The sequence below is a fragment of the Ferruginibacter sp. HRS2-29 genome, assembly GCF_024343615.1.
GTDB lineage: Bacteria > Bacteroidota > Bacteroidia > Chitinophagales > Chitinophagaceae > Ferruginibacter.
In genome coordinates this window covers 38,743-54,230 of the sequence record NZ_RJUB01000039.1, presented here as the reverse complement: position 1 = coordinate 54,230, position 15,488 = coordinate 38,743, and the positions used below count along the sequence as shown (strand labels likewise).

The window sequence follows — 15,488 nt, the reverse complement described above, 5'->3', positions numbered from 1 at the left end:
GATTAAAGTTTAGGGTTTAGGATCGAAGCGGGAGGCATTTAATCATCAACCCTAAACCCTGATCCCTAAACTTTTCTTAATCACATCTTTTACACAAACCGTGGAATTACGGAAAACGCTGTGGTAATTTTACTAATTTAGCCCCAAATGATCATTAGAATGAACTGCTTTTTACCTAAAAATATTATTGCTGTTTCACTGGCGTTTGCCTGTTTTATTCCGGCGGCGATGGCGCAGCCCAAGCTTAACCTGAAGTATAAAAGTTCGACCGTATATGCCGGTATAGAAGTGGGGTCTAAAGGGGTGAAGATGAGCATTATTGAAGTAGGTAAAAATTCCAGGAAAGACGGGAGTTTCAATGCATTAAAAGATACTTCGGTGAATACCGATTTCATATCATTTACACCGGCAACGTTTGCAGCTACGCTCAACGGGCTTACCGGATTATTCAATGCCGCGTTGAAAGATTACAGGATCAGTTCTGATAAGATCTATACCACTATCAGCAGTGGCGTGAAGATCCAGGCCGATAAGGAAAAGAAAGTGGAATGGCTGAAAAACCTTTCCGATTCGTTCCGCAACCGGATCAACGAGCCTAAACGCGAGGTAGCGGTGATCGATGTTATAGAAGAAGCCCGGTTGTCGCACCTGGGTATTGTACCCGAAGACAGGCGTTATACCACTTTCCTGATAGATATAGGAAGTGGCAATACCAAGGGTGGTTATTTTCCTTCAGGCAATACAAAAGATTTTAAACTGTTTCAGCTTTCGTGGGGTACCAAAAGCACTACCAATGCGGCAGAGAAACGTATGGGCGATGATAAGACCCTCGCGAATTACAACAAGAACCTTTTCCGGGTTTTGTCGGGCGATGCCAACAACGAGATCGTTTACGCAGTTAACATCAGCAACGCTTTCAACATGAGCGACTATGTGGCTTTCAGTGGTGGTATAGCCTGGGCAACCGCCACACTGATGTATCCCGAGCTGCTCGAAAACCCTGTGGTGCCGGTTACTTATGATGAACTGATGAAATTCAATGAAAAATTGTTCAGGGATTATTCTTCGGTTTCCGACAAGATGGTTGCGAAAAACTCCGCCGATCCATCCAATAAAGATGCGTTGGCAGTAGCAAAAGAAACGGCTACCGTAAATAAGGTTTTTGATCAGAAAGCCATGCTGGCCGGAACAGCGCTTTTGCTCAACATCATGCGCCAGTTTGATGGGGTGTACGATAAAAAACAATTTTACCTCGTGAAAAACGGGCAGGTTGGCTGGATATCCGCTTATGTGAATCAAAGCCTGGCTACACAATAACCAATTATGAAAGATATAAAAACATTGCTATTGTTGGTAGTGTCGATACTGCTGATAGTGGTGTCTGTCTTTCTGTTATGGACCTGGACGTACCGGGTCAATTCCATCACGGCTACTGTTGAAAAAAAAGGTAGCGGATCTTCTATGCCGGCCACTACGGCGGTTATTTCCAATGATGTCAATAATGCCGCGGTCACCGATTCGCTGCAGCGGTTTTACAATAGTGTGCTCGGTAATATCAACCGCAGCATCGATTCTGTAAAGAACAGCACCGATTCGCTGAAAGGCGGACTGGATGTGAAGCTTACGGAGTTTTACAAATTGCGCACAGAGATCAGCGAACTGCTGAAGACGAAATTATCCGACCAGGATATCGTGGTGGCCAAGCAAAAGATCATCGAACTTCAGCAGCGTGTTACGCAATTGCGCATCGCCAATACAGATATAGAGCAGGAAAATAAACGGTTGAGCAGCCTCGTTGCCCAATTGACTTCTTTCCAGAGAACGGTTGCTGCGCAAAACCAGGCAGCCACCACACAGCCAGTGGCGCAGCGTACCAGCGCTACTGCAACAGATGTTTCAGCTTCCGATATCCGCCTCAACGCGGTGATGGAAACGGATGATAACAATGAGCAGGAAACGGTGTGGGCGCAACAGACTTCCAAGTTTGTAGGGTCATTTACCGTAAAAAACAACAGCCCCCAGACCAGTATGATCGAAATGGTAGTGGTGGTATTGCAGCCCGATGGAAAAGTACTGCAAAAATCCACCTGGGAAACCGGCACGTTTGATACCAGGGAAGGCAAAAAGATATACTCTTATAAATTACGCGCCGATTACAATGGCGGCGAAGCCAAGCGCTTCCAGTTTTCCCTCAGCAATGATCGCTACCAGAAAGGGAATTACACCATGCAGGTGTACAATAAGGGAGTGATGATAGCCCGCATCGTGAAAAGTTTAAGCTGATAAAGTGACGGGGTGCGGGTTATTGATCGTTTATAAACATTGTGGTTCTCTGCGGTAGAACATCGCTCTCATCTTCACGAACGATCAAAACCCGCCACTCTTATTCTCTTATAAAAATGTGAAAACTTATCCCTCACGTCTTTACCGTATAATATTTGCGCCTCAAGATCGTTCACTTAGTTTGTATTCATTATTAAATCGCTACCAATGAGCACTTATTCCAACACACCGGTGCATTCCGCATCCGAGCAAACAACCAATAACTCTACCAGCTGGGTTGGCCACGCCAAAGGAGACCCGGCAGATGTCATTAAAGGGCAGACCTTCATGCCATCTAACGAAGGCGACCTGCAAGCCATCGAGGTATTTTCAAATATCGTTACCGCCCCGGGTAAAGTGATCATGACAGTTTATAAACTAGATGAGCAAAAAGAGTGGGGCAATCCGCTGGGGATGGCAAGCCTGCAGTTTAATCAATCCGATAGCGGAAAATGGATATCTTTTCCAATAAAAGGGCTTCATCTCGATAAAGGCCAGTCCTACGGTTTCCGGCTGGAGAGCCACGATTCGCTGATTGGTGTAGGTGAAGGCGCCGGAAGTGCCAGCGCCCCATTGTTCGGCAACGGGCAGGAATGGCGTTTTGTAAATAATGATAAAAACGGGGATAGTTTCTCCTACCTCAGCCTGGCATTCAAAGTGGCCATCAAAGATTGACAACGTATACTTCATCAACCATTCCCATAAATTCTGCAGGATGCCTGAGCATCCTTTTTTATCGGGGGAAATTTTTCTGTGTGGATTTTTTTGTGTGAATCTGGATTCACACAAAAAAATCCACACAAATTGTGTGAAAAAATAATTTGTAAAGAAAATCCACACAATTCCTTCAATTCAGCTAGCGTAAGCGCCTGATCAATGTGCCATCCAAATCAATGGATGCAACCACGCCATTTGGCGGGGCACGCAAAGGCACGTACCTACTAAACCCTAATCCCATATCGGCATTGATTTTGCTCCGCATTAACAAATTCTATATTTATGCGCCAAATCTACCTACTCATCAAAGCCGCCGTTTTTACCTTTAGCCTGCTGATCATTTCAACCCAACATTCTTCCGGCCAGATGGCCATCAGCTATGGCACCCCGCTCGTTACAGGGTTGGTCAATGCAGTAGATGTTGTGAATGCAGGCGATACCAGGTTATTCATTGCGCAGCAGAACGGGTTGATACGTATTTATGATGGTACCACCACGCTCACCACTTTCATGGATCTGTCGGGGCAGGGTTTGTTTCCCAATCCCTTGGGCAGTGAGCAAGGCTTGTTGAGCATCGCGTTTCATCCGCAGTTTGCTACCAACCGGTATTTTTTCATCTGGTATACCGCTTGGGATGGTGCTGTTACACTCGCCCGTTACCGGGCAAATGCGGGGCTTGCCACCGGCGACCCCGCCAGCGGTGTAATATTATTTTCTGTCGCCAAACCGGGCACGCCTTATTTCACCAACCATAACGGAGGGAAACTGAATTTTGGCGCCGATGGGATGTTGTACATCGGCCTGGGGGATGGGGGTAATGGTGGCGATCCGTTCAACAATGCACAAAACGTAACCAGCCTTCTGGGAAAAATGCTTCGCCTGGATGTAAGCGATTTCGCCATTGGCGCACCATATTACACCATTCCTGCAGATAACCCTTTCCTGGCAGCAGGCGATGGTATACGCGATGAAATATTTGCCCTCGGCCTGCGCAACCCCTGGCGCTGGAGTTTCGACAGGGCCAATGGCAGCATGTGGATAGCGGATGTGGGCCAGGGAAATTATGAAGAAGTGAATTATCGTACAGCTTCCGGCTCATCGGGCATTAACTATGGCTGGCGGTGCAGGGAAGGAAAACATGATTATAATACCTCGGGTTGCGGTTCGCTCACGCTTACGGAACCGATCTTTGAATACGATCACACCCTTGGGCAATCCATCACGGGTGGTTATGTATACCGTGGCCCTGATGCCGGCAATGCCGCACTGCTGGGCACTTACATCTGCACCGATTTTGTGAGCGGACGGATCTGGCTGTTGCAACCTGACGGCAGTTTCATCCTGCAGACTGTAAACACGGTTTCGAACATTTCAGGTTTTGGGGAAAGTTCCAATGGCACGCTGTATGCCATTCGCAGGGCGGCCAATGGTGGTTTGTATAAGATAAATTTATTGAATACCACCCCAGTATCCATCACCAACCTTTCGGGTACGCATGCGGCTGCATATAATACATTGACCTGGTCTGCCGGCAGTGAGGTCAATACAGCTAAATACATGGTGGAATACAGTGTGAATGGAAACGATTTTACAACAGCAGGGGAGGTGACCGCTATGGGCAACAGCGGCAGTGGCGATTACACATTCCGCCACGATATTGTAATGAACAACACCGGTTACTACCGCCTTAAGATCATCGATAACTCCGGTGCGTTCAAATATTCTTCCGTCCTAAGGCTGACAGCTCAGAATGACGATGCCATCCGTGTAACGCCGACTTATATCACCAACCGTTCGGTAAATGTTTCCTGGAATTTACCGGTTACAAAAGTTCAGTTGTTAAGTTCCGATGGAAAGATCGTTTTTGAAAAAGGGTTACAAAGCGCTTCGGGAACTATGGTGCTGAGCCTTCCGCAGTTGCCATCGGGTATATACATCCTGCAGGTAATTGGAAATGAAAAGGTGAAGAGGGAACGGGTATTCATACAATAATTTTACGCCGGGGCTCCGGCTTGTCACATAAATCTTATAAAAAACAAAAGACTCCGCAGGAGTCTTTTGTTTTTTATAACTGATCGAAGCAATGGCCTCGATGTCGGTTTTATAAAGTGATCGAGTCTTTCAGCAGCACCCCTTCTTTACTGAAATAAAGATATTTCTTCTGAAGGTCACTTTTCTTTACATATACACGATACATTTCTTTGCCATTGTCTTCGGTTACCAATACATAGGTCCTGTCTTCCCAGTCGTTGTATTTGCTTTTCGCGAGGCCATCTTTTACTGCTGCCGGAATTTCCTCTGTAGAAAGGGTAACTTCTGTTTTTTTCCAGGTCCCTTTTTTGTTGAAAGTAGCTTGTTGCTTATGAGAATTGGCTTCAAAAGTGGCTTCAAATCCGGTGATCTTGTCAGACCACTCTACGCTTTTAGCCTCAGGGAATTTTGCTGTAAAAGCATCGGTCACTGCGGCAGGGATTTTACGGATCTGTGCATCAGCGCTGGTGGTTGCACCAAAGACCAATGCCGCGGTCAGTACATAAATTAATTTTTTCACGTTGTAAATTTTAGAATGAATAATACGGACAGAAAAAATTATGCCATTCATAAATTTTTCATTTCGTAAGTTGCTAAATTAGAAGTATTTAACGAATTAATTGCAAACGACGGAAAACAGACCACGGACCACGGACGACGGAAAAGAGACCACCGACAATTAAAGGGAGAACTAAACTTTGAGCGAAGCACGCGCCTACAAACCTCTAAACCCTAATCTCTAATCTCTAATCTCTAATCCCTAATCCCTAATCCCTAACCTCCTCCCGCTGCTTCTTTATCTTTCGCCAGTTGGGTTTTCAATTCTTCCAGGCCATTAAATTTTATTTCATTTCTCAATCTTTTGCGGATAGTGATTTTCAGTTCACGCCCATAGATCATTTCATCAAAATCAAAAATATTCACTTCTATTACACGTTTCGTTCCATCAACAGTGGGCCGGACACCGATGTTCATCATGCCTTTCAATAGCACCGCTTTATCGCCTTTTGAAGGATCGAGCAACACGTCCACAGCGTATACGCCATTGGCAGGGATCAGCTTTTGTTCATCCTGTATCTGCAGGTTGGCGGTAGGATATCCGATGGTGCGGCCGAGTTTGTTGCCTTCGATCACCGTACCGGTGAAAAAATAATCGTACCCCAGGTAGGCCGATGCGGCCGTTATATCGCCATCGTGCAGGGCGTCCCTTACTTTGGTAGAACTGATGATGATATCCTGCAAAACTTTTTCGGGGATTTCTTTTACAATAACCCCATAATGGGCACATTCCTTTTCCAGCAACCTGAAATCACCTTCCCTGTTGCGCCCAAAACGATGATCGTAGCCGATAATGATTGTATGCGGATGAAATTTATCTACCAGGAAATTTTTGATGTATTCCGCCGCAGGCTGCTCTGCAAAATCTTTATTGAACGGCACTTCTACAATATGATTGATCCCTTTTTCTTCGAGCAGCCTGTATTTTTCGATTTGCGAAGAAAGGGTGTAAACAGGGTTCTTGTTGTTGATCACCACCTGTTTGGGATGCGGATAAAACGTGATCAGCACAGGCGTACCATCCACGGCTTTGGCCTCCTTTACCAGTTGCTGCAAAATTTTTGCATGCCCCAGGTGCACACCGTCAAATGTCCCGATGGTGACCACAGCATTCTTAAATTCCGGAAGTTCGGCGATGTTTTTATATACCTGCATATTGAAGTTGCAAAGCTAATGGATAATGGATAATTGTATAGTGGATAATTGATAATAATACTTTGGTTCAGCAGTATTGTAAGTTAGCCAAAGTCTTTCGAATCGAAAATATTGTTCATTGTACCATTATCCATTATACTAATATCCATTGTTTTAAGAAATGCGTTGTAAATTTGCCGCATCGATCATAGATCACACATCACACATCACACATCATACATCATTATGTCTTTATACGATAAACGGGGGGTTTCAGCACAAAAGGAAGAAGTTCATGAAGCGGTGAAAGCACTCGACCAGGGTTTGTTTCCGAATGCATTCTGTAAAGTTTACCCGGATCATCTCGGTAATGACAAGGATTTCATCAACGTGATGCACGCGGACGGAGCCGGCACAAAAAGCATTCTCGCTTATTTATACTGGAAAGAAACCGGGGATATCAGCGTCTGGAAAGGCATTGCCCAGGATGCTGTGGTGATGAACCTCGACGATCTGCTGTGCGTAGGGATCTATGACAACATAGTTTTTAACAGTACCATCGACCGCAACAAACACCTGATCACCGGTGCGGTATTGGAGCAAGTCATCAACGGAACGCAGTCATTGTTTGATACATTGGCATCTTATGGTGTAAAAATTCATTACCTCGGTGGAGAAACGGCCGATGTAGGCGATGTGGTGCGTACGGTGGCTGTCAACGGAACCATGACCTGCCGCTGGCCGAAAGATAAGATCATCAGCAATGATAAGATCGCCGCAGGCGATGTGATAGTCGGTTTTGCGAGTTATGGACAGTCCAGCTACGAAACCGAATACAACAGCGGACTCGGGAGCAACGGGCTTACCAGCGCCAGGCATGATGTGCTGAGTAAATTTTACGCAGAAAATTTTAAAGAAAGCTTTGATAATAACCTTCCGGATGATGTGGTGTACATCGGTAAAAATAAGCTGACGGATACCATCACTATCGGAAACGAACAGATCACGATCGGCAAACTGGTGCTCAGTCCTACACGCACTTTTGCCCCGGTGATGAAACCATTGCTGGAAGATCATTTTGAAAAAATACACGGACTGATCCATTGCAGCGGCGGCGGGCAGACAAAATGCCTGAAATACCTCCCCGGAAATTTCAGGATCGTAAAGGATAACCTGTTTGAAACTCCACCGGTTTTTAAACTGATACAGGAAAACAGCGGGACCAGCCTCAAAGAAATGTACGAAGTATTCAATATGGGCTGCAGGCTCGAAATATATTGCAAAGCCGAAGATGCGCAATTGATGATCGATGCAGCAAAAGCCTTTAACATAGATGCGCAGGTGATAGGAAGGGTGGAAGCGGCGGAGAAAAAGCAACTGCTGATAAAGGCGGGAGGAGAAGAAATACTTTATTAGTTTAGAGATTAGGGTTGAGGGGGAAACAAACTCTAATCCCTAAACCCTAATCCCTAAACCCTATCGTGTATCAGCCGACCAGCTGATGGTATCAGGAGCAACTTTGCCAGGCGTTTTGCGGTATTCGGTTACCGGTAATTTTTCACTTTTTGTCCTGATCTCTATTACTCCATCCTTTGCCTTGTCGCCGTACTTTCCTACAGCGCTGGAGCCTTTGAGTACGTTCACTTCCTTGATGGTGTTGGGATTAAGCTGCGACAGGTCTGCTTTCTCGATGATCGCACCATCCAATACATACAATGGTTCTGCCTGGCCGTTACCACGGATGATAATATTCCTGTCAGGCGAAAAACCTTTTTCACTGGCATTGATATGGAATGTATCGTTGTGGCGCGAATCGGTTGGGGCGACCCGAACGAGTGTTGCATTTCCTTCCAGAACGACCTTATTGCCATCGGATGATGTGAATTCCGGCCCGGTTTTTTTTCTTTCCTCAACTTTTAAAATTTCCTGTGAAACTCTTGTATCTCCAGCAGTAAGAGAAGCGGAAGCGTCCGGACGGCCGTTGATATTTTCGGCGAACCGGTAGATGGCTGCCAATAAATTACGGGCAAATTTTTCCTGTCCTTCTTCAGAATTAAGATAAGCCACATCTTTTTTATTGTTCATGTATCCGGCCTCGATGATCACCGCAGGGCACGCCGCTTCCTGTAAGATCCATACACCGGTGGTTGCCTGCATAGGATTTTCGGCCACGGGCAAACCAAAGCCGGATTTGAAAGAAGAGATGATGGCCGATGCGAATAATTTGCTCTGGGCTGTGTTGGCGTAATTGTCTTTTGCTACAAAAACTTCGAGCCCGGATTTTTCCGTTTGATCTGTTCCGGGGCCGCTATTGCCATGAATTGAAATGAAGAGGTCTGCGCCCATCCTGGCAGCCAGCGCCGCTTTTTCTTTCGGGCTCTGGTAAATATCACTTTCGCGTAGCAATAAGATATTGATGGAAGAATTGGTATTGAGTGATTTTATTTTTTTTACCAGGTTAAGGTTCAACTCTTTTTCATACAAACTAGCAGAGCGGGCAAGGGCGCCATTATCAGTTCCGCCATGTCCGGCGTCAAGCACCACGGTAAGTGTTTTTGTGGTTCCGGGAATGATTGTTTTTTGCGTTTTAAAAGTAAATGCCGCAAATACGATAGCTGCCAGTGGCAATACCAGCAACCTGCTGATATAACTGACTTTCTGGTTATTTTTTGTAAGCATAGCCAAACGACGTTTTATGGGTGAATAGAAAAAATTATTAGCAAGGGCAAGCTGATGATGGGGGTAGGCGGCTTGTAATATCATGGCTGCAAAAGCCGCGGTATCACCGTTTTCCACAGCTTTTTTGTCGGCGGTAAATTCGTGGATCATGTTGAGCTCTTTGCGCAGCAGCCAGAAGATGGGGTTGCACCAGAAAAAGATCAGTACGATATTGATGAAAAGTTTATCATGACTGTGCTTCTGCTCCACGTGAGCGAGCTCATGCCTGAGGATACGACCGCCGTTGTCGGTGTTCATATTGATGGCATCGTTCCAGAAAATATTTTTCAGGAAAGAGAACGGCGTGCTTTTATCAGTAGTATTGATAAGGCTGATGCCTTCATATTCCAGTGTAGGATTATTCTTTTTGAGCGACCATATCTTCAATAAGGTACGAAAGAATGCCAGGGCAAAAAACATACTAACGGCAACGAACACCCACAATGCGATCTGCTCTTTCGAAATGTGATTGGAGTTACTATATATTACTACATCCATATACTGATCGGTAGTATCCACCACCTGGAGCATTTTTATAACACCTGTTTCCGCCACTTTGTTTTCCTGCCAGATATTGAATTTGAGCATCGGCAGGGTAAGCGAAAGCACCAGTACAGCCAGCAGGTAAAAACGGTTGTAATGGTGAAACACTTTATTGCGAAGAAAGAACCAATAATAACCATAGAGCACTATTGAGCAGGTAATTACTTTGAGCAGATAATAAATAAATGGCAACATAGACTAATCAATTAAAAATTAAGAATTAAGAATTAAGAATTAAGAATGCGAATCAAGAATTAAGTCCTTCCACATGAAGGCATTCTTAATTCTTAATTTTTTTTCTTTAGTTCTTTCAACAGCGCTTCCAGCTCACTCACACTCAGATTATTTTCTTTGACCATGAAAGAGACCGCGTTGCTGAAACTTCCTTCAAAATAACCTTTCACAAAACTCTTCATAGTGCTTTTGCTGTAGGCATCTTTTGAAACGATGGGATGGTATTGATGTGTGCGGCCGAAAACCGTTACCGCGATGAATTCTTTTTCTACCAATATCTTGATGATAGTGGCAACCGTGTTGTTGTGCGGTTTTGGATTCGGCAATGCTTCAATGATCTCCCGCAGAAATGCTTTGTCGAGTTTCCACAACACCTGCATGATCTGTTCTTCCGCTTTTGTTAATGGCTTCATGTATGACTGATTTGATCTCATAAAACTAAATCATTAGTTTTAAAACTAAATAATTAGTTATCCACATTTTTAACATTAAAGTTTAAAAATATTTTAGTGTAAGCAGGTGAATCAGTTAAATTTGCTGTTCGGGCAAATGATAAACTCATCACCCATCAATTATCACTTATAACTTTTACCATGTCTCAGTCCATCATAGAATTAACCAACGTAAACATTTACCAGGGCCAGAGCCTTATCCTGGGTGATGTAAATATTTCGGTAGGCAAGGGGGAATTCGTTTACCTGGTAGGGAAAACCGGTACAGGAAAAAGCAGTCTGCTGAAAACCTTGTATGGCGACCTTGAATTGAGGGAAGGACAAGGTTGGGTAGCGGGCCATAACCTCAGCGAACTTACCTGGAAAACAGTGCCGTTCCTGAGAAGGAACCTGGGGGTGGTGTTCCAGGATTTTCAATTACTGACCGACAGGAATGTGAATGAGAACCTGAAATTCGTGTTGAAAGCAACCGGCTGGAAAGATGAAAAGCTGATGGATGAAAAGATTGCCGACGTATTGGATAAGGTGAACCTGAAAACGAAAGGTTTTAAAATGCCTTTTGAATTGAGTGGTGGCGAGCAACAGCGTATCGATGTGGCACGTGCATTATTGAATTCACCGAAGCTGATATTGGCCGATGAACCCACTGGTAACCTCGATCCGGAAACCAGCGATGAGATCATGCAGCTGCTGTTCCATATCTGCCGCGATTACAATACTACCATCGTAATGGCTACACACGATTATATGGTGATCAATAAATTTCCTGCAAGGACCATCAAGACGGAAAGAGGCAAAGTGATTGACAATGCTAGTGTAACAACTTTATAAATAATTCTGCATTTTTTTGATTGCTGTACTTTTCATAGAGTACAGCTTTTTTATGCTCTATATCTTCCTGGGTGAAAGGACGTTGTATTAATGTTTGTATAGCTGTTTTAAATTCTTCTTCGGTATCAGCAATGGTACATAATTCTTCGAGACCGGAACCTTTTACACCTGCAGAATTTACAACACAGTAGCGACTATTATAAAGAGCGTTCAGGAGTTTTAGTTTAACTCCTGTGTTATTAAAAGAAGGAAGTGCATTTATTAAAACATGTTGCAAACATTCATGAATAGTTGCATCTGTCGGATTTATCTCAAGGCTGATCTGTGGATATTTTTTTAACTGTGAAACAAGATAAGCTGATGGCGATTTTCCCAATATCATCATACTTATGTTCAGAGGGACAAATACTTTTTCCACAAGCCATAGAGCCGATTTCTCATTTTCGTTTACAGATAAATTTCCATGATACATACAAAAAGGAACTCCTCCTACTACAGATTCTACTTCATTCCAGGGAGTAAAAACTGGCAGTTCATGTACTTGTTGAGCGGCAAATTCTTTTAAATATAGCTGTTGATCATTTGTGCTCAGCGTTAATAAAATTCCTTTTGAAGCGGTCTGCCGCTCATAATTTTTCAAGGCAGTTGCTTCCAGTTTATAATAGCACCGTTTGAAAAAATTTCGCTCAATTTTCGCCAGTTGAGTGTAATACTGGTGTTCCACATTATGTATGCGAATGAATACCTGCCGGTTTGGAAATTTATTTTTATGCAACCAGTACGTTGTATGCACGCCTTCAAATAAAATAGGGTAATTATCTTTTGCAAGATTCGTCAGCAGCTTGTGGCTTTTGCGTGAGCTGACAATATAAGGTAGTGTGAGTGAAAAGCCCCGGAGGCCAGTTTTTCGTGGATAATAATGCACGCTTACGCAATACTTTTCCAGTTCAGGTTGTGGCTCTCTTCCTTTTGTAAAACAATGTAAATGTATTTTTACCCCTTGCTTGTGCAGCCAGACGATCTTGTAAAATACATCGATCACGCCGCCATAATCGGCAGGATAGGGTACATCAAACGAAACGATATGTAAATGTTTATCCAAAGATGTTGTTGTAAAATGCGATGAGTTTTTTTTCTTCGTTTTCCCAATTTAAAACTTTTGCCGCTTCCAGGCAATTGTTGTGCAGCAGCTGCCATGCAGCGTCATCGTTGAGCAGTTCATTCAACCTTGCGGCAATGCTTACGGGGCTGAGATTATTGATCAGTACCGCAACCTTGTATTGATCATTGATCTCCCGGTATACCGGATAATCTACACAAAGCTGTGGGGTGCCAGCCTGTATATAATCGAAAAAACGATTGGCCAATGAAAAGTAATTACTCAACCCTTTGTTCTCAAATATCGTGATGCCTATGTATGCTTTATTGGTAAAATCTTTCAGTTCTGCAGGAGCTATCATTCCTTTAAAGATCACTTTGTCTTCTACCTGGTGTTCTTTGGCCAATAGTTTTGCCTGTTCCATAAAATTGCCATCGCCACAAACGATCAATGTCCCGCTCACCATCCGCATAGCAGGGATGAGTGTTTCAAAACTTCTTCCTTCATTTACGGCTCCCTGGTAAAGGATATATTTTTCCTTCGGGTATTGGTTTCCGTTATACCGGGCGATACTGCGTACCACTTCATACTTGCTGCCATACATTCTGCGGAATTCATCGGCAATCGGCTGGTTGACGGTATATCCATGCGTAAAATGCGGAACAGTTTTTTGTTCGGTCTTTTTCCAGAATTTATAGATCGCGGGCCTTGTTACGATCTCTTTCATCTCGCAAAACAATTCATGGGCATCATAGATCCGTGGAATTTTTTTTAACCTGGAAATATAATAACAGGGGAGTATCGTATCCAGATCAATGGCACAGATGCCTTTCATTTTTTTGAACAAAAGATAAAAAAACAGCCGGGTATTATATTCTGCGTAAAATAATTTGCCTTTGTCAAATAAACAACGGATCCTTTTTTGCCTGTAGGGACGTTTCTCCAACTCCACAGAGGACGGGCGTTTGCGGCCAACCAATGTTACATCATAACCTGCTTCTGCCAGCGAAGTGCAGATGCGGGTCATGCGCTGATCGTAAGTGAGATCGGTAGTGACGGTGAAGAAGATCATTCAAATAAGGAATAAGAAATGTAAAATGAGAAATAAGAAATGTAAAATAAGGAATAAGGAAGTGTTGAACGTCAAAAATATTTTTACAAACTCCGTTTTTTGAATGTTGGTCCCAAAATGCGCCCCACCACTTCCTTATTTTATGTTTGGTATTTCTTATTCCTCATGTTGGCCCCATATGCTTTTGAAAACTCCATGGCCCTTTCCATATCGGTGTCGCACACGGCGGCAAGTTTTCCCACTTTGATGATCTGCTCTGCATGGCGCTTCGCGATCCTCAGGCATCCTATGATGGCGAATATCGGTTTCATTGGTTAAAGGGCGCCAATTTTGAAGGGAGAAGTGTTAAATAATGGATAATGCTATAGTAATGGATAATGTTATAGTGGATAATTGACAATGTTTTCGATCAGATGGATCCTCCCTGAACAGAAATAATTTCTGCCGGAAAGTTTATTGTCCATTATCCATTATCCATTATCCAATATCCTCATTCTATAAGCGTTCATGGCGGTAACGCCGAGTTTTTTGAGCAGACGATAATTGACCACGAATCCCACTGCGGCACCGATCACAGGGATCAGTTGCGCCAGCTTGGCAAGATCGATGTAATCGCGGTATTCCTGCTGAAAGCTGCGCCAGTCGAACTGGTGGACATCATCCGGCAGCGAAGCGGCTTTCTGATCCCAATCCCTCATCTGGTTATATACCTTATTGCGCTGCTCATGGCTGCAGAATGCCAGTTGGAAAATATGAAGGATATAGAGGCGTTCCTTGTAATCTGAAGTATCAAAACCATACCTGGCGGCAATATCAAACAGCATTTTGATCTTGATACCGATCAGCAGCGGAAAGTCGGCGAACGCCAGCAGCAATCCACCGGCGCCTGTGATGCCACCTTCGGCTGCGGCGGTCTTTTTATAGAGCTCAATTTTTTCCTGTATCACTGCTTCTGTTACTTCCAGCGAAGATGTTTCGGCGGGTTTGGAAGTGGTAATGCCCGCGGTAAACAATACGCCCCGGATCATCTGCTTGATAGCTGTGGTGATGGCGGTATGCACTTTTTCGGGGATCACTTTGTTGATCCTATCCTGCAGCTTCTTGGCCAGCCGGTTGGGCAGGGAAGGGCTGCGCTGCATTTCCCGCTGCCATTTGTGGAGTTCCTTGCGGGCAGCAATTTCGTATGAGGTCATATAATGGATAATTTTACAATGGATAATGAACAATGTGCCCGATTTGAAATATTCCAGTGATTGGGAATGTCTTACAACAGCAAATCATTATCCATTTTCCATTGTAAAATTATCCATTAAGAAACTTATCAACGTACTGTATATAAAAAAAGCGTGAATTTAATGTGCATAATCTTCGTTCGTTTAGATTATTTATAGTACTTTTGCACCCAATTATAAAAAGAAATTAAACAACCGGTTTAAAAAAAACAAAGAAATGCCGTATTTAACATTAGAGAAAAAAGCAAATATTTTTGCAACACATGGTGGGAAAGCCACTAACACAGGTTCTATCGAAGGGCAGGTAGCGTTATTGACAGAACGTATCAACCACATATCTAACCATTTGAAAACCAACAAGAAGGATTTTTCTTCTCAGCGTGGTTTGATGATGATGGTAGGTCAGCGTAAACGTTTATTGAGCTATCTCAGCAAACATAATCTTAGCGGTTACAGGGCACTGATTGAAAAATTAGGTCTGCGTAAATAATATTATAGAGTATGAAAGTATAAATATTCCCAACAGTTCTTACGTTGGGAATATT

The 15,488-nt window shown here is 43.7% G+C and carries 15 protein-coding genes; 7 read left to right on the top strand and 8 right to left on the bottom strand.

Translation table 11 applies throughout. The features are described 5' to 3' along the window. Nucleotides 1-159: 159 nt before the first annotated feature. The 4 genes from EGI32_RS10240 (at nucleotide 160) to EGI32_RS10225 (ending at nucleotide 5,031) form a co-directional block, all read left to right on the top strand. Nucleotides 160-1,317, top strand: coding sequence for a hypothetical protein (locus EGI32_RS10240; protein ID WP_255155301.1), 1,158 nt, complete (start codon nucleotides 160-162; stop codon nucleotides 1,315-1,317). 6 nt (nucleotides 1,318-1,323) lie between these two features. Then, entirely contained in the window at nucleotides 1,324-2,283 is a 960-nt protein-coding gene (locus EGI32_RS10235) for a hypothetical protein (RefSeq protein ID WP_255155300.1), read from the top strand. Nucleotides 2,284-2,490: 207 nt separating this feature from the next. Continuing rightward, nucleotides 2,491-2,997 carry a hypothetical protein gene (locus tag EGI32_RS10230; protein ID WP_255155299.1) on the top strand — a complete coding sequence of 169 codons (507 nt, stop codon included), beginning with the start codon at nucleotides 2,491-2,493 and terminating at the stop codon, nucleotides 2,995-2,997. 324 nt (nucleotides 2,998-3,321) lie between these two features. Further along, complete coding sequence (locus EGI32_RS10225; RefSeq protein ID WP_255155298.1) at nucleotides 3,322-5,031, top strand: PQQ-dependent sugar dehydrogenase; 1,710 nt, start codon at nucleotides 3,322-3,324, stop codon at nucleotides 5,029-5,031. Nucleotides 5,032-5,140: 109 nt separating this feature from the next. Here the strand turns inward: EGI32_RS10225 and EGI32_RS10220 are convergent, their stop codons facing one another. Then, complete coding sequence (locus EGI32_RS10220) at nucleotides 5,141-5,590, bottom strand: PepSY-like domain-containing protein (protein WP_255155297.1); 450 nt, start codon at nucleotides 5,588-5,590, stop codon at nucleotides 5,141-5,143. 254 nt (nucleotides 5,591-5,844) lie between these two features. Further along, entirely contained in the window at nucleotides 5,845-6,783 is a 939-nt protein-coding gene (locus EGI32_RS10215) for a bifunctional riboflavin kinase/FAD synthetase (RefSeq protein WP_255155296.1), read from the bottom strand. 225 nt (nucleotides 6,784-7,008) lie between these two features. Here EGI32_RS10215 and EGI32_RS10210 point away from each other — a divergent pair, with 225 nt between their 5' ends. Continuing rightward, complete coding sequence (locus EGI32_RS10210; RefSeq protein WP_255155295.1) at nucleotides 7,009-8,178, top strand: AIR synthase-related protein; 1,170 nt, start codon at nucleotides 7,009-7,011, stop codon at nucleotides 8,176-8,178. A gap of 60 nt (nucleotides 8,179-8,238) precedes the next feature. Here EGI32_RS10210 and EGI32_RS10205 read toward each other — a convergent pair whose 3' ends face one another. Together EGI32_RS10205 and EGI32_RS10200 are read right to left on the bottom strand one after the other, a co-directional pair. Continuing rightward, entirely contained in the window at nucleotides 8,239-10,218 is a 1,980-nt protein-coding gene (locus EGI32_RS10205; RefSeq protein WP_255155294.1) for an N-acetylmuramoyl-L-alanine amidase, read from the bottom strand. Nucleotides 10,219-10,310: 92 nt separating this feature from the next. Next, nucleotides 10,311-10,670: a BlaI/MecI/CopY family transcriptional regulator gene (locus tag EGI32_RS10200; protein ID WP_255155293.1), complete on the bottom strand. Its 360-nt coding sequence runs from the start codon at nucleotides 10,668-10,670 to the stop codon at nucleotides 10,311-10,313. Nucleotides 10,671-10,850: 180 nt separating this feature from the next. Between EGI32_RS10200 and EGI32_RS10195 the strand changes: the two genes are divergently transcribed. Further along, nucleotides 10,851-11,540: a cell division ATP-binding protein FtsE gene (locus EGI32_RS10195; RefSeq protein WP_255155292.1), complete on the top strand. Its 690-nt coding sequence runs from the start codon at nucleotides 10,851-10,853 to the stop codon at nucleotides 11,538-11,540. On the opposite strand, the gene EGI32_RS10190 is transcribed toward EGI32_RS10195, so the two are convergent. From EGI32_RS10190 to EGI32_RS10175, 4 genes are all read right to left on the bottom strand, one after another. Then, the gene (locus tag EGI32_RS10190) at nucleotides 11,521-12,642 is read right to left on the bottom strand and encodes a mannosyltransferase (RefSeq protein ID WP_255155291.1); all 1,122 of its coding nucleotides are present in this window, start codon (nucleotides 12,640-12,642) and stop codon (nucleotides 11,521-11,523) included. The two genes, EGI32_RS10195 and EGI32_RS10190, sit on opposite strands and share 20 nt — an antisense overlap. Then, the gene (locus EGI32_RS10185; protein WP_255155290.1) at nucleotides 12,635-13,711 is read right to left on the bottom strand and encodes a glycosyltransferase; all 1,077 of its coding nucleotides are present in this window, start codon (nucleotides 13,709-13,711) and stop codon (nucleotides 12,635-12,637) included. Before EGI32_RS10185 ends, EGI32_RS10190 begins: the two co-directional genes overlap by 8 nt. A 140-nt stretch (nucleotides 13,712-13,851) precedes the next feature. Beyond that, complete coding sequence (locus EGI32_RS10180) at nucleotides 13,852-14,022, bottom strand: hypothetical protein (RefSeq protein ID WP_255155289.1); 171 nt, start codon at nucleotides 14,020-14,022, stop codon at nucleotides 13,852-13,854. 159 nt (nucleotides 14,023-14,181) lie between these two features. Further along, complete coding sequence (locus EGI32_RS10175; RefSeq protein WP_255155288.1) at nucleotides 14,182-14,904, bottom strand: EcsC family protein; 723 nt, start codon at nucleotides 14,902-14,904, stop codon at nucleotides 14,182-14,184. A 256-nt stretch (nucleotides 14,905-15,160) separates the two neighbouring features. Here EGI32_RS10175 and rpsO point away from each other — a divergent pair, with 256 nt between their 5' ends. Next, complete coding sequence (gene rpsO, locus EGI32_RS10170) at nucleotides 15,161-15,433, top strand: 30S ribosomal protein S15 (protein ID WP_255155287.1); 273 nt, start codon at nucleotides 15,161-15,163, stop codon at nucleotides 15,431-15,433. The last annotated feature ends 55 nt before the right edge of the window (nucleotides 15,434-15,488 follow it).